Annotated in this window: 22 protein-coding genes; 10 read left to right on the forward strand and 12 right to left on the reverse strand. The window is 71.4% G+C overall.

Features of this window, described 5'->3' with window-relative positions:
• Positions 1-51: 51 nt before the first annotated feature.
• Together ACZ7PG_RS10065 and pdxR are read right to left on the reverse strand one after the other, a co-directional pair.
• Positions 52-474: a hypothetical protein gene (locus tag ACZ7PG_RS10065; RefSeq protein ID WP_470238704.1), complete on the reverse strand. Its 423-nt coding sequence runs from the start codon at positions 472-474 to the stop codon at positions 52-54.
• Entirely contained in the window at positions 471-1,883 is a 1,413-nt protein-coding gene (gene pdxR / locus ACZ7PG_RS10070; protein WP_470238705.1) for a MocR-like pyridoxine biosynthesis transcription factor PdxR, read from the reverse strand. The genes ACZ7PG_RS10065 and pdxR overlap by 4 nt, the downstream gene beginning before the upstream one ends.
• 77 nt (positions 1,884-1,960) lie before the next feature.
• On the opposite strand from pdxR, the gene ACZ7PG_RS10075 reads away from it, so the two are divergent.
• Positions 1,961-2,533 carry a TIGR03086 family metal-binding protein gene (locus tag ACZ7PG_RS10075; protein WP_470238706.1) on the forward strand — a complete coding sequence of 191 codons (573 nt, stop codon included), beginning with the start codon at positions 1,961-1,963 and terminating at the stop codon, positions 2,531-2,533.
• On the opposite strand, the gene ACZ7PG_RS10080 is transcribed toward ACZ7PG_RS10075, so the two are convergent.
• Positions 2,526-3,521, reverse strand: coding sequence for a neutral zinc metallopeptidase (locus tag ACZ7PG_RS10080; RefSeq protein ID WP_470238707.1), 996 nt, complete (start codon positions 3,519-3,521; stop codon positions 2,526-2,528). The genes ACZ7PG_RS10075 and ACZ7PG_RS10080 overlap by 8 nt on opposite strands.
• Positions 3,522-3,633: 112 nt before the next feature.
• On the opposite strand from ACZ7PG_RS10080, the gene ACZ7PG_RS10085 reads away from it, so the two are divergent.
• On the forward strand, positions 3,634-5,643 hold the full coding sequence (locus tag ACZ7PG_RS10085; protein WP_470238708.1) for a prolyl oligopeptidase family serine peptidase: 2,010 nt from the start codon (positions 3,634-3,636) through the stop codon (positions 5,641-5,643).
• 191 nt (positions 5,644-5,834) lie between these two features.
• Here the strand turns inward: ACZ7PG_RS10085 and ACZ7PG_RS10090 are convergent, their stop codons facing one another.
• Complete coding sequence (locus ACZ7PG_RS10090) at positions 5,835-6,458, reverse strand: FMN-dependent NADH-azoreductase (protein WP_470238709.1); 624 nt, start codon at positions 6,456-6,458, stop codon at positions 5,835-5,837.
• A gap of 77 nt (positions 6,459-6,535) precedes the next feature.
• Between ACZ7PG_RS10090 and ACZ7PG_RS10095 the strand changes: the two genes are divergently transcribed.
• A complete protein-coding gene (locus tag ACZ7PG_RS10095) occupies positions 6,536-7,075 on the forward strand; it encodes a TetR/AcrR family transcriptional regulator (RefSeq protein ID WP_470238710.1) in 540 nt (179 codons plus the stop codon).
• Here ACZ7PG_RS10095 and ACZ7PG_RS10100 read toward each other — a convergent pair.
• On the reverse strand, positions 7,072-7,806 hold the full coding sequence (locus tag ACZ7PG_RS10100) for a ferritin-like domain-containing protein (protein WP_470238711.1): 735 nt from the start codon (positions 7,804-7,806) through the stop codon (positions 7,072-7,074). The genes ACZ7PG_RS10095 and ACZ7PG_RS10100 overlap by 4 nt on opposite strands.
• A gap of 101 nt (positions 7,807-7,907) precedes the next feature.
• On the opposite strand from ACZ7PG_RS10100, the gene ACZ7PG_RS10105 reads away from it, so the two are divergent.
• On the forward strand, positions 7,908-8,063 hold the full coding sequence (locus tag ACZ7PG_RS10105) for a ribbon-helix-helix domain-containing protein (RefSeq protein ID WP_470238712.1): 156 nt from the start codon (positions 7,908-7,910) through the stop codon (positions 8,061-8,063).
• Positions 8,060-8,377, forward strand: coding sequence for a VOC family protein (locus tag ACZ7PG_RS10110; RefSeq protein ID WP_470238713.1), 318 nt, complete (start codon positions 8,060-8,062; stop codon positions 8,375-8,377). Before ACZ7PG_RS10105 ends, ACZ7PG_RS10110 begins: the two co-directional genes overlap by 4 nt.
• A gap of 9 nt (positions 8,378-8,386) precedes the next feature.
• Here ACZ7PG_RS10110 and ACZ7PG_RS10115 read toward each other — a convergent pair whose 3' ends face one another.
• Positions 8,387-9,085 (reverse strand): TetR/AcrR family transcriptional regulator C-terminal domain-containing protein, encoded by a 699-nt coding sequence (locus ACZ7PG_RS10115; RefSeq protein WP_470238714.1) that lies wholly within the window; start codon positions 9,083-9,085, stop codon positions 8,387-8,389.
• Between the two features lie 89 nt (positions 9,086-9,174).
• On the opposite strand from ACZ7PG_RS10115, the gene ACZ7PG_RS10120 reads away from it, so the two are divergent.
• Together ACZ7PG_RS10120 and ACZ7PG_RS10125 are read left to right on the forward strand one after the other, a co-directional pair.
• Positions 9,175-10,689: an FAD-dependent monooxygenase gene (locus ACZ7PG_RS10120; protein WP_470238715.1), complete on the forward strand. Its 1,515-nt coding sequence runs from the start codon at positions 9,175-9,177 to the stop codon at positions 10,687-10,689.
• A 38-nt stretch (positions 10,690-10,727) separates the two neighbouring features.
• Positions 10,728-11,519 (forward strand): isocitrate lyase/PEP mutase family protein, encoded by a 792-nt coding sequence (locus tag ACZ7PG_RS10125; RefSeq protein WP_470238716.1) that lies wholly within the window; start codon positions 10,728-10,730, stop codon positions 11,517-11,519.
• 21 nt (positions 11,520-11,540) lie between these two features.
• On the opposite strand, the gene ACZ7PG_RS10130 is transcribed toward ACZ7PG_RS10125, so the two are convergent.
• The 3 genes from ACZ7PG_RS10130 to ACZ7PG_RS10140 all read right to left on the reverse strand — a co-directional run bounded on the left by ACZ7PG_RS10130 (position 11,541) and on the right by ACZ7PG_RS10140 (position 15,698).
• Positions 11,541-14,348, reverse strand: coding sequence for a vitamin B12-dependent ribonucleotide reductase (locus ACZ7PG_RS10130; protein ID WP_470238717.1), 2,808 nt, complete (start codon positions 14,346-14,348; stop codon positions 11,541-11,543).
• A 31-nt stretch (positions 14,349-14,379) separates the two neighbouring features.
• Positions 14,380-14,874, reverse strand: coding sequence for a transcriptional regulator NrdR (gene nrdR, locus ACZ7PG_RS10135; RefSeq protein ID WP_470238718.1), 495 nt, complete (start codon positions 14,872-14,874; stop codon positions 14,380-14,382).
• Positions 14,875-15,227: 353 nt separating this feature from the next.
• On the reverse strand, positions 15,228-15,698 hold the full coding sequence (locus ACZ7PG_RS10140) for a LysM peptidoglycan-binding domain-containing protein (RefSeq protein ID WP_470238719.1): 471 nt from the start codon (positions 15,696-15,698) through the stop codon (positions 15,228-15,230).
• A gap of 353 nt (positions 15,699-16,051) precedes the next feature.
• Between ACZ7PG_RS10140 and lexA the strand changes: the two genes are divergently transcribed.
• On the forward strand, positions 16,052-16,711 hold the full coding sequence (gene lexA, locus ACZ7PG_RS10145) for a transcriptional repressor LexA (RefSeq protein ID WP_364385062.1): 660 nt from the start codon (positions 16,052-16,054) through the stop codon (positions 16,709-16,711).
• 260 nt (positions 16,712-16,971) lie between these two features.
• Here the strand turns inward: lexA and ACZ7PG_RS10150 are convergent, their stop codons facing one another.
• The 3 genes from ACZ7PG_RS10150 to ACZ7PG_RS10160 all read right to left on the reverse strand — a co-directional run bounded on the left by ACZ7PG_RS10150 (position 16,972) and on the right by ACZ7PG_RS10160 (position 20,032).
• Positions 16,972-17,979 carry an NHL repeat-containing protein gene (locus tag ACZ7PG_RS10150; protein ID WP_470238720.1) on the reverse strand — a complete coding sequence of 336 codons (1,008 nt, stop codon included), beginning with the start codon at positions 17,977-17,979 and terminating at the stop codon, positions 16,972-16,974.
• A 64-nt stretch (positions 17,980-18,043) separates the two neighbouring features.
• The gene (gene hflX, locus ACZ7PG_RS10155; protein ID WP_470238721.1) at positions 18,044-19,486 is read right to left on the reverse strand and encodes a GTPase HflX; all 1,443 of its coding nucleotides are present in this window, start codon (positions 19,484-19,486) and stop codon (positions 18,044-18,046) included.
• A gap of 42 nt (positions 19,487-19,528) precedes the next feature.
• Entirely contained in the window at positions 19,529-20,032 is a 504-nt protein-coding gene (locus tag ACZ7PG_RS10160; RefSeq protein WP_470238722.1) for an ArsR/SmtB family transcription factor, read from the reverse strand.
• A 63-nt stretch (positions 20,033-20,095) separates the two neighbouring features.
• On the opposite strand from ACZ7PG_RS10160, the gene ACZ7PG_RS10165 reads away from it, so the two are divergent.
• Both ACZ7PG_RS10165 and valS read left to right on the forward strand, forming a co-directional pair.
• A complete protein-coding gene (locus ACZ7PG_RS10165) occupies positions 20,096-21,349 on the forward strand; it encodes an MFS transporter (protein WP_470238723.1) in 1,254 nt (417 codons plus the stop codon).
• A 9-nt stretch (positions 21,350-21,358) separates the two neighbouring features.
• A complete protein-coding gene (valS, locus tag ACZ7PG_RS10170; protein ID WP_470238724.1) occupies positions 21,359-23,878 on the forward strand; it encodes a valine--tRNA ligase in 2,520 nt (839 codons plus the stop codon).
• Positions 23,879-23,904 lie beyond the last annotated feature (26 nt).

Below are 23,904 nucleotides of genomic sequence, written 5' to 3' on the forward strand. Positions count from 1 at the left end.
ACCGGCGCGAAAGTCCGGCAAACGGGGCGAATTCGTGGTAATGAAAAAGATTCAGCCTAGGCGCTCGGCCAGGCCGTCCAGGGCCAGGCGGAGGCCGGCCGCGTAGTCGTCGACGCACAGGGCGTCCAGCCGGCTTCGGGCCAGCTCGAGCTGCTCGCGAGCCGCCTCGGCGTCACCCAGTTTGCGGTAGTCCTCGCCCAGGTTGAGGTGCAGGGACGGGTAGAACCCGCGTGCGGTCGCCGAGTCGGTCATCGCGCCCGCCGCCGCCAGTGCGCGCAAGTCCCACTGCAGCTCCTCCGCCGGGTCGTCGCACACGTCGGCCATGTGGTGCGCCAGCGCGACGCGGTGCAGTGGCTCGCCGTCCGGCCCGATCGACGCCCACAACGCCGTGAACGTCGCGTACGCGCCCGCGCGGTCGCCGCCGATGTGCTGCCGCAGGCCGGCGTCGATCGCCACCAGCACGTCGTCGGTCATGCCGCTCCCTCGTCCGCCAGCGCCCGCAGCCGGGCCAGCCCCGGCCCGATCCGCTCGGCCGCGACCGCACCGTAACCGAAGACGAGCCCGTGCCGCCGCTCCCCCACGGCGAAGTCCCCCAGCGAGTACAGCCGGACGCCGTCACGGCGGGCGCGACGGACCAAAGTCGACAGATCCGCCGGCGAGGTCGCGCTCAGGTGCAGGCCCGCGGAAGACGGCAACGGCGTCAAGAAATCCGCGAAGTCCCGAAGAAGCACCTTCGACAGCAGCTCGTGCCGCTCGCGGTAGACCTTCCGCATCCGCCGGACGTGCCGCGCGAAGCCGCCCTCGGCCATGAACGCCGCCAGGGCCGCCTGCTCGACGTTCGGCGCGTGCCAGTCGGTCAGGTACCGGGCCTTCACCAGAGCCGGCACCAGCGACGGCGGCGCGACCAGGAACCCCAGCCGCAGTGCGGGCGAAAGGACCTTCGAGAACGAGCCGACGTACACGACCCGGCCGCGGGAATCCAAGCTGTGCAACGGTTCCAGCGGCCGTCCGGTGTAGCGGAACTCGGTGTCGTAGTCGTCCTCGACGAGCACCGCGTCGTTCCGCTCGGCCCAGTCCAGCAGCTCGAGACGCCGCTCCAGCGACATCGAGAGCCCCAGCGGGTACTGGTGCGACGGCGTCACGTACACCAGCCGCGTCCCCGCCGGAATGGCACCGACGACGATCCCGGACGCGTCCACCGGCACCGGCGCGACCCGCACACCGCGCGCGGCCAGCACCAGCCGCGGCGGCGGGTAGCCGGGGTCCTCGACGGCGGCCACATCCCCCGCCCTCAGCAGCACGCGCCCGACCAGGTCCGTCGTCTGCTGGGCTCCGGCGGTGACGACGACCCGGTCCGCGCTCGTCCGCACGTCCCGCGACACCCCGATGTGCCGCGCGATCTCGGCGCGCAACGCGGCGTGTCCCTGCGGGTCGCCGTAGGTCATCAGGTCGGCCTGGCCGGCGCGCAGCCGCTGCGTCACGAGCCGGCGCCAGGTGTCGAACGGGAACCGCGTCAGGTCCGGGACGCCGGGCCGGAAGTCGAACTCCGGCGCCGGGGCGAACGGCGCGGGCGGCGACGGCACCGCGTCCCACTCCGGCAGCGGCCGCACCCCCGAAACCGAGGACGGCGCGGGACGGGTCAAGGAAGACGCCGTGACGAACGTACCCGCGCCGACGCGCCCGGCGAGGAACCCCTCCGCGGTGAGCCGGTCGTAGGCCGCGCTGACCGTCGTCCGCGAGACCGCCAGCCGCTGCGCCAGCTCCCGCGTGGGCGGCAGCGCCTCGCCGGACCGGATCCGGCCGTCCAGGATCGCCGCCCGCAGCTGCCGGTAGATCGCGTCGCGGTGCCCGCGCGTCCCGGTCAGGTCGATGTGCACGTCCACCGCTCCAGATTGGCACACCCGAAGTGCCGCGGATTTGGCACTGTCCGTGGTCCGCTCCCCCGCCTAACGTGCGAAACATGGATCTCCGCGAACTCGACCGCCGCAGCCTGCTCGTGCTCGACAAGCTCGTCGCCACCGCCACGCCCGCCGACCTCGCCCGCCCGACGCCGTGCGCCGGCTGGACCCTGGCCGACCTCCTCCGCCACCAGGTCAGCGAGAACCACGCGTTCGCGACCGCGGCCCGCGAAGGCTCGGCGCCGGACTGGGACGCCGGCGATCTCGGCGACGACGCGCGAGCGGCCTACCAGGCGTCCGTCGACGACTTCCTCGACGCCATGGCCGACGACGCCGTGCTGGACCGGCAGCTCACGATCAACCACTTCGGCACGTTCCCCGGCACGATCGCCGCGCACATGCACCTCGTCGACACCGTCGCGCACGGCTGGGACCTGGCCCGGACGCTCGGCCTGCCCTACGAGCCCGACGCCGAAGCCGTGCACGTCGCACTGCGACTGGCCGAAAACATCCCGGACGAGGGACGCGAGAAGAACGGCTCGTTCGCCCACCGCGTCAAGACCGAAGCGGACGCGAGCGAGCTCGACCGGTTCCTCGCCCTCCTCGGCCGCGATCCGGCGTGGACCGTCAGCTGATGTCGGCGGGCGCGGCGCTCCACGTGTCGCACGCCTTCGTCGTCTTCACGTCGTAGCCCGTCTTCGCCCACGACAGCTGGTGCGCGCGCGAGCCGTGGGTGTCGCTGTCGTTGGCGCGGCCGTAGTCGGCGACCGCGGCGTTCGCCAGCGACCGGCTGACCGTGCCGGAGCCCGCGACCGCCGCCAGGAACAGCGCGCCGAAGCAGTTCGCCTGCAGCTCGATCCGGCGGACGACCTCCTTGTCGGCGGCGCTGTCCTCCTTCGGCGAGGTCATCTTGTCCGCCGCCGCGGCCAGGATCCCGCTCTCGCGCTGCACGTGGTGGCCGTACTCGTGGGCGATCGTCGCGACGTGGCGGGCCTTGTTGAGCCCGGCGTCCGCCAGCATCCAGTCGGTCGGGGCGTAGATCGTGGTGTCGCCGCCGCAGTAGTAGGCGACGGCTTCGTTCTCCGTCGGCGCTTCGCCGCACGCGCTGTGCTCGGGCAGGGTCACCGAGACGGTGGCGGTCAGCGTCGGCTCGTTCGCCTTCCGCAGCGCCGGGCGCCAGGACTGCTCCAGGCAGTCGACGAGCGCCCCGTAGTAGGCCTTGAGCTGCTCGGCGGCCCGGCCGAGGTCCGGCAGTGAGCACGTGGCGGGCCCGGGCGTGATGCTGTCGGAGAGCAGCGGGTTGCGGGCCAGCTCCTGCACGGGCTTCGCGGGCTTGCCGTCCGAGCCGCCGCCGTACGCGCGGCCGGTGTCGACGCCCTGCGCGACGAACGCGTGGCCGTCGACGCGGTGCGGGATGGTGGCCGCGATCAGCGAGATCGCCAGCACGACGATCATGACCCCGGCGACGGCGCCCCAGAGCCGGCTGTGCGGCGGGGCGATCGGGACGGGCGGCGCGGCGGCCCAGTTCGGTGCCCAGGGGTTCGGCTCGGGCACCCACGCGGGTTCCGGGGACCGGGCCCCGGACGGCAGCGCGGGAAAACCGGGCTCTGCGTCGTCGTTCACGTTCTCCCCCTGCTTCGTGTGACCAGCATACGGACCGGGCGAGAGGGCCGGATCACGAAACGAAAACGCCGCCCGGTGGCCACCAGGACCGTGAGCAAGCGAAACTGTCGGGATGAGTGACCCGTACCTGTGGCTGGAAGACGTGACCGGCGACGACGCGCTCGGCTGGGTGCGCGCCCGCAACGACGAAACGCTGACCGAGCTGACCCGCGGCGCGCGGTTCGCCGAGCTGCGTGACGAGCTGCGCGAGGTGCTCGACGCCGACGACCGGATCCCGTACGTGCGCCGCCGCGGCGAGCTCCTCTACAACTTCTGGCAGGACGCGAGCCACCCGCGCGGCCTGTGGCGCCGGACGACGCTGGAGTCCTACCGGCGGGCCGAGCCCGAGTGGGAGCTGCTGCTCGACGTCGACGCGCTGGCCGAGGCCGAGGGCGAGAACTGGGTCTGGCAGGGCGCCACCGTGCTGCGGCCGGACTACCGGCGCGGCCTGGTCGAGCTGTCCCGCGGCGGCGCGGACGCCACGGTCGTGCGCGAGTTCGACCTCGACGCGCACGAGTTCGTCGACGGCGGTTTCACCCTGCCGGAGGCGAAGACGCGGATCGGCTGGATCGACGAAGACCGCGTCTACGTCGGCACCGACTTCGGCGAGGGCACGCTGACCAGCTCCGGGTATCCGCGGCTGGCCAAGGAGTGGCGCCGCGGTACCCCGATCGAAGCCGCGACCCTGGTCTACGAAGGCAAGCCCGAAGACGTCTCGATCGGCGCGTCCCACGACCCGACCGAAGGCTTCGAACGCGACTTCGTCAGCCGCTCCGTCGACTTCTACCGCTCCGAGCTGTACCTGCGGACGCCCGAAGCGCTGGTCAAGATCGACGTGCCGGACGACGCGAGCGCGTCCGTCCACCGCGAATGGCTGCTGGTCCGGCCGCGGACGGCGTGGACGACCGGCGGCACCGAGCACCCGGCCGGCTCGCTGATCGGCATCCGGTTCGACGACTTCATGGCCGGCGACCGTGCCTTCACGACGCTCTTCACCCCCGACGAGCACACCTCGCTCGACTACTGGGCCTGGACGCGCAACCACCTGCTGCTCGGCACGCTGCGCGACGTCCGCACCGAGCTGCGCACCTTGACGCCGGGCCCGGACGGCTGGGCCGAAGAGCCGCTGTCCGGCGGGCCGGAGTTCGGCAGCGCGGACATCTTCGACACCGATCCCGACGTCAGCGACGAGTACCTGCTCAACTCCAGCGGCTTCCTCCAGCCGTCGACGTTGAGCTACGGCCACGTCGGCGAAGAGGTCGAAGTGCTGAAGCAGGCTCCGGCGTTCTTCGACGCTTCGGGCATGGACGTCGCGCAGTACTTCGCGACGTCGGAGGACGGCACGAAGATCCCGTACTTCGTCGTCCGGCCCTCGGGCGCCGAAGGCGGGCCGACTCTGCTGACCGGCTACGGCGGCTTCGAGGTCTCGCTGACGCCGTCCTACAGCGGGATGATCGGCCGCGGCTGGCTCGCGCGCGGCGGCACGTACGTCGTCGCGAACATCCGCGGCGGCGGCGAGTACGGGCCGGGCTGGCACACGCAGGCGATCAAGGCGCACCGCCACCGCGTCTACGAGGACTTCGCCGCGGTGGCCACGGATCTCGCCGAGCGCGGCATCACGACGCCGGAGCAGCTCGGCATCCAGGGCGGCAGCAACGGCGGCCTGCTGATGGGCGTCATGCTGACGCGCTACCCGGAGCGGTTCGGCGCGATCGTCAGCCAGGTGCCGCTGCTGGACATGCGCCGCTACCACCTGCTGCTGGCCGGCGCGTCGTGGATGGCCGAGTACGGCGACCCGGACGAAGCCGCGGAGTGGGAGTACATCTCGAAGTACTCGCCCTACCAGAACGTCCACAGTGGACGCGCGTACCCGCCTTCGCTGTTCGTGACGTCCACGCGCGACGACCGCGTGCACCCCGCCCACGCCCGCAAGATGGTGGCGCTCATGCGTGAGCAGGGGCACGACGTCCGCTACCACGAGAACATCGAAGGCGGCCACGGCGCCGCGGCGGACAACGAGCAGCTGGCGTTCAAGTGGGCGCTGGTCTTCGAGTTCCTGTGGGAGCAGCTCACGAAGTACTGAGCCGTCGGTTACTAATCCGACCACAGTCACGGCCGGATGGCTTTCGTGGCAACGGTTTCCTGCCGCTCAGGGGCCGGCCTACTTTTGGTCGGATTAGTAACGTGCGCGAGCACGACGCCGCCGACGATCAGGGCCAGCGCGGCCACCCGGCCGACGCTGAGCGGGTTCGACGAGCCCGGCGCAGACGAGCGTCACCCAGCCCATGAGACTCCTTCGAGAGCCTGACGACGGGAAGCCACGCGGTCGGCTTCGCGGGCGGCGAGGTGCGGGTCGACCAGGGCGTTGGTCAGCTCGGCGTGCACGAACCGGACGTCGTCGACGTCGTAGTGCCCGGCGATGAAGTCGCGCAGGTAGCGCTCGTGGTGGTCGAACGGGGCTCTCGGCGTCCCCGGCGCGTACGTCCCGCCGCGGGCGCCGGCGATGACGAATGCCTTGCCCCTCAACGACATCCGCGGGAACGTCACCTGGTCGATCCACGTCTTGAGCGCGGCCGGGATCGAGAAGTTGTACATCGGCGCGCCGATCAGGACGACGTCGGCTTCGAGCAGCTCGGCCAGCAGTGGCTCGACGATCGCCCAAGCCTGCTTCTGCGCTGGGGTCTCGACGACGTCGGCGTAGTGCGCGGGATCGGTGATGCTCGCGGTCAGGAGTGCGTCGCAGATCTCGGTCCAGGCCTCGCCGATCACCGGAACCGGGTCGGCGGCGAGGTCGCGGTAGGTGCGGGTGCCCTCCCAGGTCGAGGCGTAGCGCGCGGACAGCTCGCGCGAGAACGACGTGCGGCGGGCGCTGGAGTCGAGGTGCAGCAGGTGGCTCACGATTCCTCCTCAAGTGGACGCGGTGTCCACTTGAGGCCAACTGGACGCCCCGTCCGCTTATTCCCTAGGCTCGCGCCATGCCCGAACGCGCCGACGCGGCCCGCAACCGCGCGAAGATCCTCGCGGCGGCCGACGAGCTGTTCACCGCCCACGGCGCCGCCGGCGTGACGATGGAGGACATCGCCCGCGCGGCCGGCGTCGGTCGCGGCACGCTCTACCGCCGCTACCCGGACCGCGCATCGATCGCCGTCGCCCTGCTGGACGAGCACGAGCGCCGGCTGCAGGAGTCGCTGATCCGCGGCGACCCGCCACTGGGCCCGGGCGCACCGCCGGCCGAGCGGCTGGCGGCGTTCTACGCGGCGATGGTGGAGCTGCTGGAGCGGCACGCGCACCTGGTGCTGGGCACGGAGGTGGGCCACTCCCGCTTCACGACGGGCGCGTACGGCTTCTGGCGCACGCATGTCCGCGTGCTGGCGGCGGGCACCGCCGATCCCGACGTCCTGGCCGACATCCTGCTGGCGCCGCTCGCACCGGAGCTGTACCTGCACCAGCGGGCGCGGGGCGTTTCGCCGGAGCGGATCACCGCGTCGCTACGGGAGCTGGCGAGCCTCCTCTAGTCGAGCCCACGCGGCCGAGCCCGCTTCGGGACGTACACCCGCCTCGGTTTCGGCTCTTCGCCGCGGATCCGCGCGAGGGCGACCTCGAAGGCGGTGAACACGTCGGCGACGAAGACGAGCCGTCCGAGGCCGAGCCGGTGCAACGCGGGCCCGTGGTCGGCGGCGACCGTGACCGCGACGCCGAGCAGCAGCACCCGCCAGGCCCCGAACACCGCCGCCCGCACCGGCCGGGCGAGGCCCGCGAACCCGATCCGCAGCCGGTCGCAGTGGAACGGCACGTGCCGCTCCTCGTCGGCGAGGATGCGGGCGGCGACCTGCGTGACCAGCGGGTCGTCGGCGCCGTCGCGCAGCGCGCGGTAGTACCGCAGCGCGACGACCTCGGCGATGAGCAGCACCATCAGCTCCAGCCGCAGCCCAAGCGCGCGCCGCAACCACACGAACACCGTGTCGGACCAGTGCTTCTCGATGGTCGGTACCCCGGCGGCGGCGAGGAGTTCGGCCAGCATCCGCGCGTGGTTCTGCTCCTCGGCGACGAAGAGCCGGACTGCGGCGAGGTAGTCACCGTCGCCGGCTTTGGCGATCAGGTTGGCGCCGTCGCCGGCTTCGCCGACCTGGAACCGTTGAATGCTGCGCGCGACGTCCGGGTGCAGCCGGGCGCCGCGTGCCCAGGGTGGGTCCTCCCGACCCCGGCGCCGCTCCGCTTCCGCTTCGAACTCCCGCAACCAGTTCATCGGGCCCGATCCTGCCGCGCGGTCGTGGATTTCCCGAGCGCCTCCGGTGGAGATCCGGTGAAGGTTGACGTGCTACCAAGTTAGGATGCTAGCATCCTGTCATGGCGGACAAGGACGTCAAGCAGTTCAACGTGTACCTCCCCGTGGACCTGATCCGAGAGGTCAAGCACCACGCCGTCGACACCGGGCAGTCGCTGTCGTCGCTCGTCACCGAGGCGCTTCGCCAGTACCTCGCCACCGAAGGAGAACAGCCGTGACCATCGAAGCCGTGTACGTCGAGACGCACAACTGGGGTAAGACAGCCAAGTTCTTCCAGGCCCTCGGGTTCGAGCTCGACTTCGCGACCGACCACAACTCGGGACTGCTGCGCAACGGCGACGGGCCCTACGTCTTCGTCGCCGAAGTGCCCGAGAGCCGGCCGACCGGGATGAAGCTCGTCGTCAAGACCCCGGACGACGCGACACCCGACGTCGACGTCGTCTCCCCCTTCGAGGACACCCACTTCGGGACCCGCGAGATGACCGTCCGCGATCCCGACGGGCGCGAGTGGATCCTCCAAGCCGGCAGCTGAGGGCCGAGCTCAGCGCGGCGCGCGGGCCGCGATGCCGTCCAGGACACAGCCCAAGCCGAACTCGAAGACCTCCTCCGCGCTCCGGTCCGCCCCCTCGATCACCCGGCGCGAGAACTGCGGGTACTCACCACTCGCGATGACGTCGCGGATGTACGGACCGACGCTCGCCTGCCACTGTTCCTTCGTCAGGCCCGACCGGCGCTGGGCCTGCAGCTCCGCCAGCTCCTGCGTCACCGTGCCGAAGACGTACGCCAGCACCACGTCCACCGCCCCCGCGACGAACGTGATGTCCCCGGCCAGCGGCGCCGCCGCCGCGAGCGCGGCCTCGTGGCGACGCAGCGAGTTCGCCCCCAGCGCCGGGCGGCCGGGGATCTCGCCGCTCAGCCAGGGGTGCCGCAGCAGCGTCGCGCGGACCTGGCGGGCGATGTTCGCCAGGTCCGCGCGCCAGTCGCCGGTGGGCTCGGTCGTCTCGGCGCCTTTGACCTCGTCGATCATCAGGTCCAGCAGGTCGTCGCGGCTCGCGACGTAGCGGTAGAGCGACGCCGTGCCCGAGCCGAGGTCGGCCGCGACCCGGCGCATCGACAGCGCGGGCAGCCCTTCGGTGTCGGCGATCGTGATCGCCGTCCGCACGATCTGCTCGACGCTCGGGGCCTGGCGCCGCGGACTGCGCCGCTCCTTCGCCCAGACCAGCGCCGGCTCGTCCGCCATCGTCGTCCTCCCGGGGTTCGTTGCGAACAGCGTACCTGATTGGCTACGATGTATCCGTAATGAGAACACCGTAGCCACTGGGGGCAAGCATGACTCGCGTACTCATCGCCGGCGGCGGCACCGTCGGCCTGTCCACCGCTCTCTTCCTCGCCCACCACGGCGTGCCCGCGCTCGTCGTCGAACGCGCGGACGGCCCGTCCGCGCACCCGCGCGCCACCGGCCTCGGCTTCCGCACCCTGGAGCTCTTCCGCCAGGCCGGGATCGCCGACGCCGTCGAGGCGGTCGCCGTCCGGCGCACCGCGAGCCTCGGCAAGATCTACGCCCCCACGCTGGCGACGGCGGACCTGCCCGACACGCCGCCCGCCATGCCGAACAGCCCGAACGTCGCCGCGTCGCGGCACAGCCCGAGCGTGCTGCGCGGCACCTGCCCGCAGGACCGGCTCGACTCGGTGCTCCTCACCGCGGCTCGCGAGCGCGGCGCGACCGTCGCGTACTCGACGACGCTCGTTTCGTTCGAGCAGGACGACAACGGCGTCACCGCGGTCCTCGACGGCCCCGACGGACGGCGGACGGAGCGCGCCGACTACCTGGTCGCGGCCGACGGCGGCCGCAGCGAGGTGCGGGCCGCGCTCGGCATCGGCACGACCGGCCCGGGCGCGCTGGGGCAGCCCCTGCTCAACATCCTCTTCCGCGCCGACCTGACGCCGTACACGAAGGGCCACCACTTCGCGAACTGCACGATCACGACCCCCGAGTCGCCCGGGATGCTGGTGACCGTCGACGCCGAGAAGGACTGGATCTTCCACACCGAGCTCGGCGACGAGCCGGCGGACGCCTTCCCGCCGTCGCGCTGCGCCGCGCTGATCCGGGCCGCGGTCGGCGTCCCGGACCTCGCGGTGGAGGTGCTGAGCGTCCTGCCGTGGCGGGTGCGCGGGCTGCTGGCCGACCGCTTCCGCGCCGGCCGCGTTGTTCTCGCCGGCGACGCGGCGCACGCGGTGCCGCCGCTCGGCGCGTTCGGTGCGAACACCGGCATCGCCGACGCGCACAACCTGGCGTGGAAGCTGGCCGCGGTCCTCGACGGCACCGCGGGTCCGGCTCTGCTCGACACCTACGAAGCCGAACGCCGTCCGGTGGCGGCGCTGGCGCTCGACCAGGCGCTGCGACGGCTCGAGGACCCGCGCCTGCACTGGGAGCAGGGCCCCGCCGCGGCGGCGGCCCGCGCTGCGGCCGGCGTCGTCAACGCCCCGGTCGTCCACCTCGGCTACCGCTACGACTCGGCGGCGGTGCTCGACGCGCGGCCCGGGCTGCCGTCCACCGAGGACGTCGTGCTCGACGGGACACCCGGGTCACGGGTCCCCCACGCCTGGCTCGCCGACGATATGTCTACTTTGGACCTGATCGGACGCCGGCTCACCCTGCTCACAGGCCCCGGCGAACCGCCGGCGGGCGACTTCGACGTCCACGTCGTCGAGGACGAAGATTGGCTGCGGGAAACGGGAATCGAGGACGGCGGCGCGGTGCTGGTGCGCCCGGACCACTTCATCGCCTGGCGCGGGCGGGCGGCCGACCTCGATGGGGCGGTGGACCGCATCCTGGCCCGCTGACCATTGTCCGCCGGCCCTCGCGGGAGGAAGGTGGACGCATGACGACCGCCGACGTGTTCCGGGCACTGCACGATCGGCCCGATCCTCTCCTGCTGCCGAACCCGTGGGACGCCGGAACCGCCCGGCTGCTCGCCGGGCTCGGCTACGAGGCGCTGGCCACGACGAGCCTCGGCGTGGCCAACGTGGTGGGCCGGACCCGCGCGACCCGGGCGGAGATCCTGGCCAACGTCCGGGAGATCGCCGAGGCGACGCCCTTGCCCGTCAACGCGGACCTCGAGAACGGCTTCGCCGACGACCCGGCCGAAGCGGCGAAGATGATCGACGCGGCGGCCGACGTGGGCGCGGCCGGCGTGTCGATCGAGGACCAGTCGAGCGACCCGGACGCGCCGATCTACGACTTCGGCCTGGCGGTCGACCGCGTCCGCGCGGCGGTCGAGACGGCACGGGCGCGTTCGGTGGTGCTCACGGCCCGCACCGAGAACCAGCTGTGGGGCGCGAACGACTTCGCCGACACGATCAAGCGCCTGCAGGCATTCGAAGAAGCGGGCGCCGACGTGCTGTACGCGCCGGGGTTGCGGACTTTGTCGGAGATGCGCGCGGTGGTGTCGTCGGTGGGCAAGCCGGTCAACGTCGTGATGGGCTTCGCGGACCCGTCGATCACCCTGGACCAGCTGGCCGCGATCGGCGTCCGCCGCGTCAGCATCGGCGCGGCGTTGTCGCGGCTCGCGTTGAAGTCCTTCATGGACGGAGCTCGCGAAATGCTCGCGGGCCGGTTCGGCTTCGTCGGCGACCTGCCGCCGGTTTCCGAGCTGCGGCAGGCGTTCGACTGAACGCCTGCCGCAGCTCGACCGTCAGCTACAACCGGACGTCGCGCCGCAGCCTTCGCAGGCGTAGCACGAGCCTGCCGGGCGCATCTTCGTTCCGCACGTCATGCACAGCGGGGCGTCCGCCGCCTTGCCGAGGCGGAGCTCCATCAGCTCCGTCGTCGTCTGGGCTTCGCGGTGCGGGTGCAGGGGCTCCTCCGCGTGCGGCTCCGGTGAGGAGTCCACTGTGGACCTCAGGGTTTCGAGGTCCGGTGTGCCGTAGCTCGCCTCCACCTCCGCCGAGCGCTCGTCCGCCGACAGGATGCCCAGCTGCGAACGCTTCTCGTGCGGCAGGTAGTCCAGCGCCAGGCGGCGGAACAGGTAGTCCATCACGCTCGTCGCGATGCGGATGTCCGGGTCGTCGGTCATGCCCGCCGGCTCGAAGCGCAGGTTCGAGAACTTCGAGACGTAGAACTCGAGCGGGATGCCGTGCTGCAGGCCCACCGAGATCGACATCGAGAACGCGTCCATCACGCCCGCGAGGGTCGAGCCCTGCTTGCCCAGCTTGACGAAGATCTCGCCGAGGCCGTCGTCCGGGTACGACCCCGCCGTCAGGTAGCCCTCCGCGCCGCCGACGGTGAACGACACCGTCTGGCTCGGGCGCTTCTTCGGCAGGCGCTTGCGCACCGGCCGGTACTCGACGACCTTCTCCGGCTCCGCGACGGCCTTGTCCTTCTTGGCCGTCGACAGCGGCTGGCCGACCTTGCAGTTGTCGCGGTAGATCGCCAGCGCCTTGAGACCGAGCTTCCAGCCCTGGAAGTAGATCTCCTCGACCTCTTCGACCGTCGCCGTCTCCGGCATGTTGACCGTCTTCGAGATGGCACCCGACAGGAACGGCTGCACCGCGGCCATCATCCGGACGTGCCCCATCGGCGCGATCGAGCGCTCGCCGACCGCGCAGTCGAACACCTCGTAGTGCTCGGGACGCAGCCCCGGCGCGTCGACGACGTGGCCGTTCTGCGCCACGAACTCGACGATCGCCTCGACCTGCTCGGCCTGGTAGCCCAGCGCCTCGAGCGCGCGGGGCACCGTCTGGTTGACGATCTGCATCGACCCGCCGCCGACGAGCTTCTTGAACTTCACCAGCGAGAAGTCCGGCTCGATGCCGGTGGTGTCGCAGTCCATCATGAAGCCGATGGTGCCGGTGGGCGCGAGCACGGACGCCTGCGCGTTGCGCCAGCCGTGCTTCGTGCCGATGTCGATGCCCTTCTTCCACTCCTGCGTCGCCAGCGCGCGGACCGCGGCGTCGTTCGAGTGGTAGGTGCGGACGAGCTCGTTCGCCGCCGCGTGCTTGCGCATCACGCGCTGGTGCGACTCGGCGTTGCGCGCGTAACCCTCGTACGCGCCGACCGCCTGCGCCATCTCCGCCGAGCGCCGGTAGGAAACACCGGTCATCAGCGACGTGATCGCCGCCGCGAGCGCGCGGCCGCCGTCGGAGTCGTACGCGTGGCCGAGCGCCATCAGCAGCGCACCCAGGTTGGCGTACCCGATGCCGAGCTGGCGGAACTTCCGCGTGGTGTCGGCGATTGGCTCGGTCGGGAAGTCCGCGAAGCAGATCGAGACGTCCATCGCGGTGATGATGAACTCGACGGCTCGCGCGAACAGCGGCGCGTCGAACGTGCCTTCGGGCGTGACGAACTTGAGCAGGTTCAGCGACGCGAGGTTGCAGCTCGAGTTGTCGAGGTGCATGTACTCGCTGCACGGGTTCGACGCGGTGATCCGGCCCGACTCCGGGCAGGTGTGCCAGTCGTTGATCGTGCCGTCGTACTGGATACCGGGGTCGGCGCACTCCCACGCGGCCTGCGCGACGCCGCGGAACAGCTTCTTCGCGTCGGTCCGGTCGATCACCTCGCCGGTGAGCCGGGCGCGCAGGCCGAAGTCGGTGCCGTTCTCGACCGCCTGCATGAACTCGTCGGACACGCGGACCGAGTTGTTCGCGTTCTGGTACTGCACCGAGGAGATGTCCGCGCCGGAGAGGTCCATGTCGAACCCGGCGTCGCGCAGGACCTTGATCTTCTCCTCTTCGCGGGCCTTCGTCCGGACGAACTCCTCGATGTCCGGGTGGTCGATGTCGAGCACGACCATCTTCGCCGCGCGCCGGGTGGCGCCGCCGGACTTGATGGTGCCCGCGGACGCGTCGGCGCCGCGCATGAACGAGACCGGGCCGGACGCGGTGCCGCCGGAGGTGAGCAGCTCCTTCGAGGAGCGGATGCGCGAGAGGTTCAGGCCGGCGCCCGAGCCGCCCTTGAAGATGAGGCCCTCTTCGCGGTACCAGTTGAGGATCGACTCCATCGTGTCGTCGACGGCGAGGATGAAACACGCCGAGACCTGCTGCTTCGACGTCGTGCCGACGTTGAACCACACCGGGGAGTTGAAGCTGAAGACCTGGTGCAGCAGCATCCAGGTGAGCTCGTGCTCGAAGATTTCGAGGTCCTGCGGTGCGGCGAAGTAGCCGTGGTCGCGCGCGGCCTTGACGTACGTCTTCACGACGCGGTCGATGAGCTGCTTGAGGCTGCGCTCGCGCTGCGGGCTGCCGACGGCACCGCGGAAGTACTTGCTGGTGACGATGTTCGTGGCGTTGACCGACCAGGACGCGGGGAACTCCACGCCGCGCTGTTCGAAGTTGACCGAGCCGTCGCGCCAGTTCGTCATCACGACGTCGCGCTGTTCCCAGGTCACCTGGTCGTAGGGGTGCTTCCCCTCGGTCGTGAAGACGCGCTTCACGCTCAGGCCGCCGGTGGCCTTGCTCTTCTTGCCGGCGGCCGCGCCGGCCCCGGTTCCCACGGTTTCGGTCATCGGTCGATCCCTCACTCCCGCAGCGGGACGGTCAGTCACCGTCGTCGCGCTGATCGCTCTCCTCCGGGGCAGCAGAACCCGCCATGGCCTCACGGAGATCGGAGATCTCCTTCTCGAAGTCTTCGACCGACGAGAAGGAGCGGTAGACACTGGCGAACCGGAGGTAGGCGACCCCGTCGAGGTCACGCAGCGGGCCCAGGATGGCCAGGCCGACCTCGTGACTCGGGATCTCCGCCAGACCGGCGGAGCGGATCGACTCCTCCACGCGCTGCGCGAGCTGCTGCAGCGCGTCGTCGTCGACCGGCCTGCCCTGGCAGGCGCGGCGGACGCCGCTCACCACCTTGTCCCGGCTGAACTGTTCGGTGACCCCGGACCGCTTGACGACGGCGAGCACCATCGTCTCCGAAGTCGTGAACCGCCGTCCGCACGACGCGCACGAGCGCCGCCGGCGGATCGCCTGGCCTTCATCCACCTCTCGGGAGTCGACGACCCGGGAGTCCGCATGCCGGCAGAACGGGCACCTCATCCGCCGATCACCTTCCCCTCACGGCCGACCGCCCCGGTCGACGTCCGCCGGCCACCACGCACCCCTGCACCTGGTGATCGTTTTGTGGACATCCGGTGGGTAAGAGCCGACCAGCTGTGGACAACTGCTGTCCAGTCTACCCCAACCTGTGGACCAACTACAGCGGTGTAACTACTACATATAGCGGGCGAGCGTAGAACTCGGCGGGGGCGTGCGCAAGCGACACGGCCGCGGTCGACCCCGCCCGGGTGAGAACCGAACGGACCATCCCGCGGCGACGCTGGCGTTCACCGGTTCGGCCCAGCGGAAGGTTCACCGGAGCGAGTGATCTTCGTCCGGCCGGTCCGCGGGCGTCACGGCGCGGGAACGGCACCGGCGACCGGCACCGTCAGCGGCAGCCCGGGCACCAGGACGGCCTCGTCCAGGCGGTTGAGCTCCTTGATCCGGGCGACGACCGCGCTCGCGTCGCTGTCCGGCGCGAACCGCGCGGCCAGCGAAGAAAGGGTGTCGCCCTGACCGACCGACACCGTGGCCGTCCGTTCCGGCACGGGCGCGCTCGCGGCGCCGCCACCACCGAAAACGCCGAGCCCGGTGACCACGAGGCAGCTCGCGACGGCGAGCGCGGCGAGCCACGGCCACCGCACCGGCACCCGGCGCGGTGCCGCACACGGGGAACCGGCCGGGCGACGACCCGCGACGACGCGTGCGCGTGTCGGCGGGCGCTGCACCTCGCCGCGGCGCCCGCGCAGGACGCGCACGGGCCGGGGTGGCGCCGGGACCGGGATCGCCGGGCGGGCCTGCCCGCGTTCGGCCAGAATGGACATCCGAACCTCCTCGAAACCCTGGTGTCCGCCTGTTTCCGGGGCCGGGGCCGGCCCGTGGATCAAGGTCGAACAGGCGTTCTATCGAACGCCCGTGCGAAGGTCTACCACCTGCCACCGACAAAATCGAGCGGACACGGCGTGTCGATCGAACAGATGTTTGAAATCGTCGTGCCCGGGGGCTAACGTCGGTGACCAGGGCATCTGCCGGGCAGATGCCGCCGGCGAGGCTGCCCGCACCCGGCGGGCGGCAGCCGGCGCGCGATACGTGCAGCGAACGTCTGGGAGGCGACGCAGTGGCGAAGGAGAACAAGGCGGGCAGGACCAGTGGGTCCCCCGGGGGCAGTGTGCACTCCATGCCGGAGGTGTACGACGTGGACGAGACCCTCACCGTCCGCCAGCAGCAGGTCCTCGACGTCATCCGCGGCTGGGTGAGCCGCTTCGGCTACCCGCCGAGCGTGCGCGAGATCGGGGAGGCGGTCGGGCTGACGTCGACGTCGTCGGTCTCGCACCAGCTGCGTGCCCTGCAGCGCAAGGGTTATCTGCGGCGGGACGCGAACCGTCCCCGCGCGGTCGGCGTGCTCTCGGCGACCGACGACAACCCCATGGGCATCGAGATGGACCAGCAGCCGGTCATGCCGAAGGCGGCGTACGTGCCGCTGGTCGGCCGGATCGCCGCCGGTGGCCCGGTGCTGGCCGAGCAGGCCATCGAGGACGTCTTCCCGCTGCCGCGGGAGATCGTCGGCGAGGGTGAGCTGTTCCTGCTGAAGGTCACCGGCGACTCGATGATCGACGCGGCCATCACCGACGGCGACTGGGTCGTGGTCCGGCAGCAGCCGGACGCGGACAACGGCGAGATCGTCGCGGCGATGATCGACGGCGAGGCCACGGTCAAGACGTTCAAGCGCAAGGGCGGCCACATCTGGCTGATGCCGCACAACGAGGCGTACGAGCCGATCCCCGGCGACGACGCGACGGTGCTCGGCAAGGTCGTCGCCGTGCTGCGACGCCTTTGAGGGGTGCCTTCCGGGCTATCGCACGGCCCGGGAGGTTCACCGGATCGGATGATCTTGGCCGTGGGGAGCCGAGATCGGCAGCGGAGCCACCGCGGGCGTGATCCCGCCGGCGGGCAGGACGGGAAGCCCGGCCCCGTCCCCCGCCGAGCCGGACGACGTGCTCGTGTTCGCCCCTCCGTGCGATGCGCAGGACGCGCGGCCACGCCGGCCGCGCCCCGCACCGCTCGGAGGGGCCGGCCGTCCGCCGGACGGCGACCACGTCAGGCGCGGCGGCGGCGCAGCCTGGTGAAGCCGAACCAGCCGAGGCCCACCACGGCGACCGCGATCCCCGCCGCCGGCAGCACCGGCACTCCCCCGCCGTCCGACGCACCGCCGCTCGCACTCGACGCGGGCTTGCCGTCCGCCGAAGCCGACACGGGAGGAGCCAGCGCCGCCGCGCCCTTCACCGCGCGGATCGGCTCGCCGACCCCCTCACTGCCCGAAAGCAGCGTCCCGTCGGGGTCGAACGCGATCGCCTCGCCCTGCTTCTCCCCCGGCAACGGGATCCGGACCGGCGTCCGCTGCAGCGCGGCCAGCACGTCGCCGTCGGGAACCGCGTACACGTACGCGTCGGTGTAGGTCCGCAGCGCCACGACGTTTCCGTCGGCCGTAGACGCGCCACCCGTCACGAGCACCGAGCCGAACGAGCCCACCGGGCCGCCCGGCGTGTCGGTCTCGGAGATCTTCACCGTGCCGACCTTCTCCAGGTTGGTCGGCCCGGGACTGGCCAGCGGCCCCGAAGGCCGGTACACCTTGGCCTCGCCGAGGATGTCCTTGGTGATCAGGTACGGCGTTCCCGCCTTGTCCATGATCAGCGCTTCGGTGTCGTGCTGGCCGTCCGGGTACGTGAGCCGGTGCACGGTCACCTTGCCCGCCGGGCTCATCTCCAGCAGGGCGACCGTCAGCCGGCCCTTCTTGTTGTCACCGGTGTCGGACAGCCAGAGCGTCCCGTCGGGGGTGCGGGCCAGGTCTTCGACGTCGAACGGGTCCGTCTTGTCGGACAGGACCTTCTGGACCTTGCAGTCCCGGCCCAGGACGAACACCTGGACCTTGGTGCCGCCGTCGTTGATCGCGTAGAGCTTCGCGCCGTCGGAAACCAGGCCGGACAGCTCGCCGATGCGCGAGTCCTTCACCGAGCACACCGGCTGCGGCGTTTCCGCCGCCCACGCCGGTGAAGGCCCGCTCGACAACGCCAAGAACCCCGCCGCCGTCGCGACCACCCAGCGCACCCAGCCACCTCCGAAAACATTCCAGTGTGCGATCACGCCGATCGCACACTGGAATGTAGACGTCTCAGGCCCGGGTCGAGTTGGTCTCGTACTCCCGCAAAGCCGCGGCGAGATCCGGGCGGACCCGCGCCAGCAGGCGCGTGCCGTCCTCGGCGTGCTCCTCTTCGAGCACCTCGCCTTCCGCGTGCACCCGCGCGACCAGCTCGCCGCGCGCGTAGGGCACGAGGGCGTCGACCGTGACCTCCGGCCGGGGCAGCCGCTCGGCGATCACCTCGACGAGCTCCGCGATGCCCGCCCCGGTCCGCGCCGAGACCGGCACCGAGCCGGCCAGCGCGTGCCGCAGCCGGGCGAGGCTGACCTCGTCGGACGCGTCGATCTTGTTGATCACCAGCAGCTCCGGCGGGAGCGGCTCGTTGCGCTTGCGCGTGATCTCGCCGAGCACCTCGCGCACGGCGCTGACCTGCTCCTCCGGCGCCGGGTCGGCCCCGTCCACCACGTGCACGAGCAGGTCGGCGTCCGCCGCCTCCTCGAGCGTCGAGCGGAACGCGTCCACCAGCTGGTGCGGCAGGTGCCGCACGAACCCGACGGTGTCGGTCAGCGTGTAGCCGCGCCCGTCCGCGGTCTGCGCGCGCCGCGTGGTCGGGTCGAGGGTGGCGAACAACGCGTCCTCCACCAGCACCCCGGCCCCGGTCAGCGCGTTGAGCAGGCTCGACTTGCCGGCGTTGGTGTAGCCGACGATCGCCACGCTGGGCACCTCGTTGGCCAGCCGCCGCCCGCGCTTGGTCTCGCGGATGGTGTCCATGGCGGCGATCTCCCGGCGCAGCTTCGCCACGCGCTTGTTGATCCGCCGCCGGTCGGTCTCGAGCTTGGTCTCACCGGGACCACGCAGGCCCACGCCGCCGTTCGCGCCACCGGCGCGGCCACCGGCCTGCCGGGACAGCGACGCACCCCACCCGCGCAGCCGCGGGATCAGGTACTGCAGCTGGGCCAGCTCGACCTGCGCCTTGCCCTCCTTGGACCGGGCGTGCTGGGCGAAGATGTCGAGGATCAGGGCGGTCCGGTCGATGACCTTGACCTTGACCTTCTCCTCGAGCTGCCGCAGCTGGCCCGGCGAGAGCTCGCCGTCGCAGATCACGGTGTCGGCGCCGGTCGAAACGACGATGTCGCGGACTTCCCGCACCTTGCCCGAGCCGATGTAGGTGGCCGGGTCCGGCTTGGTCCGCCGCTGGATGAGCCCTTCGAGGACTTCCGAGCCCGCCGTCTCGGCCAGGCGCGCCAGCTCGGCCAGCGAAGCCTCGGACTGCAGGGCGGTGCCCTCGGTCCACACGCCGACCAGTACGACGCGTTCGAGCCGCAGTTGCCGGTACTCGACCTCGGTGACGTCGTCGAGCTCGGTGGACAGTCCCGCGACGCGCCGCAGGGACGCGCGGTCCTCGAGCTCCATCTCACCTGTCGACGGGTCGTACAGGTCGTCGTCGTGGTCTTCGGTGTGTGTCAGTTCTGTCATCGTGCCTCCATGTTCCCACGATTCGCCGCGGGAACCGAACTTTTACGTGCTGGGATAGGTGGCGAGGTAGACCGCGGTGCGCTCGGCGCCGGGACGGCGGGGGCGCGCGCGGAACTCCTCGAACAGGGCGTCGAGCCGGGTTTCCAGCTCTTCCCGCTCCTCAGGGGCCACCTGGACGACGAGGCGCGTCTGACGCACTTCCTCGAGACCGGTATCGGCGATCTCGGCCAGATAGGCCTCGAGCGCCGCCTGCTTCACACCCTGATCACCGCATGAGTCGAGTGTCCACGACAGCCCCGTCGAAAGATACGGAATTTCCTTCGCGCCCCGGGCTCCGCGGCGCGGCGGCTGCGCGGCCAGGAACCCGGTCTCGACGAGCTTGCGCACGTGGTGCAGGGTCGTCGCGGGGTCCCGCCCGAGCCGCTCGGCGAGCTCCTTGTTCGTGAGCGCCTCCGAAAAGGTCAACCGGATGATGCGCAGCCGTATTCCGGAGGCCAGCGCGGCGGCCTCGGCTTCGGTGGCGGTACGTCGTTTCTCGGGCGGCACGCGCACAGCCTAGAGCGAACAGTGATTGACACTTTCCAATCACTCGGGCCAGACTCGGGAGCCATGCACAGGGGGTCACTCTTCCGCCACGCCGACTTCAGGCGGCTCTTCGCCGGCGACACGGCCAGTCAGCTCGGCACGTTCGTCGGGAACACCGCCGTCCCGCTGCTGGCCGCGGTGACACTGGCCGCGACGCCGTTCGAGATGGGTCTGCTGGCCGCGGCCGAGACGCTCGCCTTCCTGCTGCTCGGGCTGCCCGCCGGGGTGTGGGTCGACCGGTTGAGCCGCCGCCGGGTGATGCTCACCGCCGACTTCACCCGGTTCGCGCTGCTGCTGAGCGTGCCGATCGCCTGGTGGGCGGGCGTGCTGACGCTCGCGCAGCTGCTGGTGGTCGTCCTGCTCGTCGGCATCGCGACGCTGTTCTTCGACATCGCGTACCAGTCGTACCTGCCTTCGCTCGTCGGCCGGGAGCGCCTGGTGGAGGGCAACGCGAAGCTGCAGGCCGTCCAGTCGACCGCGCAGATCGCCGGGCCGAGCGCGGCCGGCGTGCTGGTCCAGCTCATCAGCGCGGCGAACACGGTGCTCGTCACCGGCCTCGGCTTCCTGACGTCGGCGCTGTGCCTGCTCCGCATCCGCACGAGGGACCCCGAGCCGGACCGCGGCGTCCACGCCCGGCTGCTCCCGCAGATCGTCGAAGGGCTGCGGTTCGTCTTCTCCGACAAGCCGCTGCGCGCGATCGTGGCGTGCACGGCGACGGCGAACTTCTTCGGCGGCGCGCTCGCCGCCGTGCAGGTGTTGTTCCTGACTCGGGTCGCCGGGCTGCCGCCGGCCGCGGTCGGCGTGCTGCTGGCGGCCGGCGGCGCGGGCGGGATCCTCGGCGCGCTCTGCTCCGGCGCGGTCACCCGGCGGCTCGGCCAGGCGCGGGCGATCTGGCTGGTCCCGCTGTTCACCTGGCCCGGCCAGCTCATGCTCGCCCTCGCCGCGCCGGGCTGGCGCCTCGTGCTCGCCGGGGCAGGCCTGGTCCTCGGCGGGTTCGGCCTCGTCACCTACAACGTCGCGCAGGTCTCCTACCGGCAGGCGATCTGCCCGGACCGGCTGCTCGGCCGGATGAACGCGAGCGTCCGGTTCGTCGTCTGGGGCACGATCCCGCTCGGCGGACTGCTGGGCGGCGCGCTCGGCGAAGTGCTCGGGCTGCACGGCGCGCTGTGGGTGGCGCTCGCCGGCGAGGTGGCCTCGGCGTTGTGGGTGGTGTGCTCACCCCTGCGGCACATGCGCGATCTGCCGACCGCGGCGAAAAGCGGTTCTCCCGCCGCCTAGAGTTGGTTCATGAGTACTCCGTACGAGCGCCCGCGAGTCCCGGACAAGGTCGGTGTCGACGGTCTGGAGGCCAAGTGGGTACCCGTATGGGAGTCCACCGGCGCCTACCGCTTCGACCGCACGAAGACGCGCGAAGAGGTCTACTCGATCGACACGCCGCCGCCGACGGTCAGCGGGTCGCTGCACATCGGGCACGTCTTCTCCTTCACCCACACCGACGTTCTCGCGCGGTTCAAGCGGATGCGCGGGCTCGAGGTGTTCTACCCGATGGGGTGGGACGACAACGGCCTGCCGACCGAACGTCGCGTGCAGAACCACTTCGGCGTCCGCTGCGATCCGTCGCTGCCCTACGACCCGGCCTTCCGCGCCCCGGAGAAGCCGGGCAAGGACGTGGTCTCGATCTCGCGGCGGAACTTCGTCGAGCTGTGCGAAACCCTGACCGTGACCGACGAGAAGGCGTTCGAGGCGTTGTGGCGGCAGCTCGGGCTGTCGGTCGACTGGACGATGACCTACCAGACGATCGGCCACGACTCGCGGCTGATCTCGCAGCGCGCGTTCCTGCGCAACCTCGAACGGGGTGAGGCGTACCAGGCCGAAGCGCCGACGCTCTGGGACGTCAGCTTCCGCACCGCCGTCGCACAGGCCGAACTGGAGGACCGCGAACGCCCCGGCGCGTTCCACGACCTCGCGTTCACGGCCGAGGACGGCTCGGACGTCGTGATCGCGACGACCCGGCCGGAGCTGCTGCCCGCGTGCGTCGCGCTGGTCGCCCACCCGGACGACGAGCGCTTCAAGCCGCTGTTCGGGAAGTCCGTGCGGTCGCCGGTGTTCGGAGTCGAGGTGCCGGTGGTGGCACACCACTTGGCGGATCCCGAAAAGGGCCGCGGCATCGCGATGGTCTGCACCTTCGGCGACATCACCGACATCACGTGGTGGCGCGAGCTGCGCCTGGCGACGCGGGTGGTCCTGGGGCGCGACGGCCGGTTCCTGCCCGACGCGCCGCACGGCGTGCCGGCGGAGGCGTACGCGCCGCTGGTCGGCAAGACCGTCCACACGGGACGCGAGATCATGGTCCGGCTGCTGCGCGAATCCGGTGCCCTGCACGGGGAACCGCGGCCGATCACGCACTCGGTGAAGTTCTACGAACAGGGCGACCGGCCGCTGGAGATCGTGGCCAGCCGGCAGTGGTACCTGCGCAACGGCGGCACCGACGAGGCGTTCCGGAGCCGCATGCTGGCCCGCGGCGAAGAGCTGAACTGGGTGCCGAAGCACATGAAGGTGCGCTACTCGTCGTGGGTCGAGAACCTGGCCGGCGACTGGCTGGTCAGCCGCCAGCGGTTCTTCGGCGTGCCGATCCCGTTGTGGTACCGGGTCGATCCCCATGGTGAGCCGGATTACGACGCGCGTCTGCTGCCGGACGACACCGCGTTGCCGGTCGACCCGAGCAGCGACGTCCCGCCGGGCTTCACCGAAGACCAGCGCGGCGTGCCGGGCGGGTTCGTCGCCGAGGCGGACGTGATGGACACGTGGGCGACGTCGTCGCTGACGCCGCAGATCGTCGGCCGCTGGAGCCTCGACGACGACCTGTTCGAGCGGGTCTTCCCGATGGACCTGCGGCCGCAGGCGCACGAGATCATCCGCACCTGGCTGTTTTCGACGGCGGTGCGTGCGGAGCTGGAGCACCGCGTGCTGCCGTGGCGGGCGGCGTCGATCGCGGGCTGGGTGCTCGACCCGGACCGCAAGAAGATGTCGAAGTCCAAGGGCAACGTGACGACACCGGTGGACCTGCTGGAGCGCTTCGGCTCCGACGCGGTGCGGTACTGGGCGGCGAGCGCGCGCCCCGGCGTCGACACGGCGGTGGACGAAGGCCAGATGAAGGTCGGCCGCCGCCTGGCGACGAAGCTGCTCAACGCGAGCCGGTTCGTGCTCGGTCTCGGCGTGCCGACGCCGGACGCGGTCGCCACGGAGCCGCTGGACCGGGCGCTGCTGGCTTCACTGGCCGTCGTCGTCGAGCAGGCGACGGCGGCGTTGGAGGCACTGGACTACGCGCGGGCGCTGCAGGTGACGGAGACGTTCTTCTGGACGTTCTGCGACGACTACGTCGAGCTGGTGAAGGGCCGCGCGTACGGCGACAGCGGGCCGGCGGGAGCGCAGTCGGCCCAGGCCGCGCTGGTGACGGCGTTGTCGGCGGTGCTGCGGCTGTTCGCGCCGTTCCTGCCGTTCGCGACCGAGGAGGTCTGGTCGTGGTGGCAGGAGGGTTCGGTGCACCGGGCGTCCTGGCCCGCGGCGTCGGCGTCCGAGGGCGATCCGGAACTGCTGACGCTGGCCGGCGAGGTGATCGCCGCGGTGCGCCGGGCGAAGACGGACGCGAAGGTGTCGATGCGGACGGCGGTGGAGACGCTGACGGTGACCGGCCCGGCCGAGGTGCTGGCCCGGTTCGCGGGCATCGAGCCGGACATCCGTCTCGCGGGCGCGATCACGTCGGTGGAGACGCGCGAAGGCGACTTCTCGGTGCAAGCGAAGATCTGACGCCGGTGGGCCCGGCGGAATTCCTG

The organism is Amycolatopsis sp. NPDC114504 (genome assembly GCF_055633595.1).

What these genes read in the sequence shown, in the direction of transcription:
- ACZ7PG_RS10065 (WP_470238704.1), bottom strand. Translation starts at nt 474, where the DNA reads ATGACCGACGACGTGCTGGTGGCGATCGACGCCGGCCTGCGGCAGCAC.
- ACZ7PG_RS10075 (WP_470238706.1), top strand. Translation starts at nt 1,961, where the DNA reads ATGGATCTCCGCGAACTCGACCGCCGCAGCCTGCTCGTGCTCGACAAG.
- ACZ7PG_RS10085 (WP_470238708.1), top strand. Translation starts at nt 3,634, where the DNA reads ATGAGTGACCCGTACCTGTGGCTGGAAGACGTGACCGGCGACGACGCG.
- ACZ7PG_RS10095 (WP_470238710.1), top strand. Translation starts at nt 6,536, where the DNA reads ATGCCCGAACGCGCCGACGCGGCCCGCAACCGCGCGAAGATCCTCGCG.
- ACZ7PG_RS10100 (WP_470238711.1), bottom strand. Translation starts at nt 7,806, where the DNA reads ATGAACTGGTTGCGGGAGTTCGAAGCGGAAGCGGAGCGGCGCCGGGGT.
- ACZ7PG_RS10105 (WP_470238712.1), top strand. Translation starts at nt 7,908, where the DNA reads ATGGCGGACAAGGACGTCAAGCAGTTCAACGTGTACCTCCCCGTGGAC.
- ACZ7PG_RS10115 (WP_470238714.1), bottom strand. Translation starts at nt 9,085, where the DNA reads ATGGCGGACGAGCCGGCGCTGGTCTGGGCGAAGGAGCGGCGCAGTCCG.
- ACZ7PG_RS10120 (WP_470238715.1), top strand. Translation starts at nt 9,175, where the DNA reads ATGACTCGCGTACTCATCGCCGGCGGCGGCACCGTCGGCCTGTCCACC.
- ACZ7PG_RS10125 (WP_470238716.1), top strand. Translation starts at nt 10,728, where the DNA reads ATGACGACCGCCGACGTGTTCCGGGCACTGCACGATCGGCCCGATCCT.
- ACZ7PG_RS10130 (WP_470238717.1), bottom strand. Translation starts at nt 14,348, where the DNA reads ATGACCGAAACCGTGGGAACCGGGGCCGGCGCGGCCGCCGGCAAGAAG.
- nrdR (WP_470238718.1), bottom strand. Translation starts at nt 14,874, where the DNA reads ATGAGGTGCCCGTTCTGCCGGCATGCGGACTCCCGGGTCGTCGACTCC.
- ACZ7PG_RS10140 (WP_470238719.1), bottom strand. Translation starts at nt 15,698, where the DNA reads ATGTCCATTCTGGCCGAACGCGGGCAGGCCCGCCCGGCGATCCCGGTC.
- lexA (WP_364385062.1), top strand. Translation starts at nt 16,052, where the DNA reads ATGCCGGAGGTGTACGACGTGGACGAGACCCTCACCGTCCGCCAGCAG.
- hflX (WP_470238721.1), bottom strand. Translation starts at nt 19,486, where the DNA reads ATGACAGAACTGACACACACCGAAGACCACGACGACGACCTGTACGAC.
- ACZ7PG_RS10165 (WP_470238723.1), top strand. Translation starts at nt 20,096, where the DNA reads ATGCACAGGGGGTCACTCTTCCGCCACGCCGACTTCAGGCGGCTCTTC.
- valS (WP_470238724.1), top strand. Translation starts at nt 21,359, where the DNA reads ATGAGTACTCCGTACGAGCGCCCGCGAGTCCCGGACAAGGTCGGTGTC.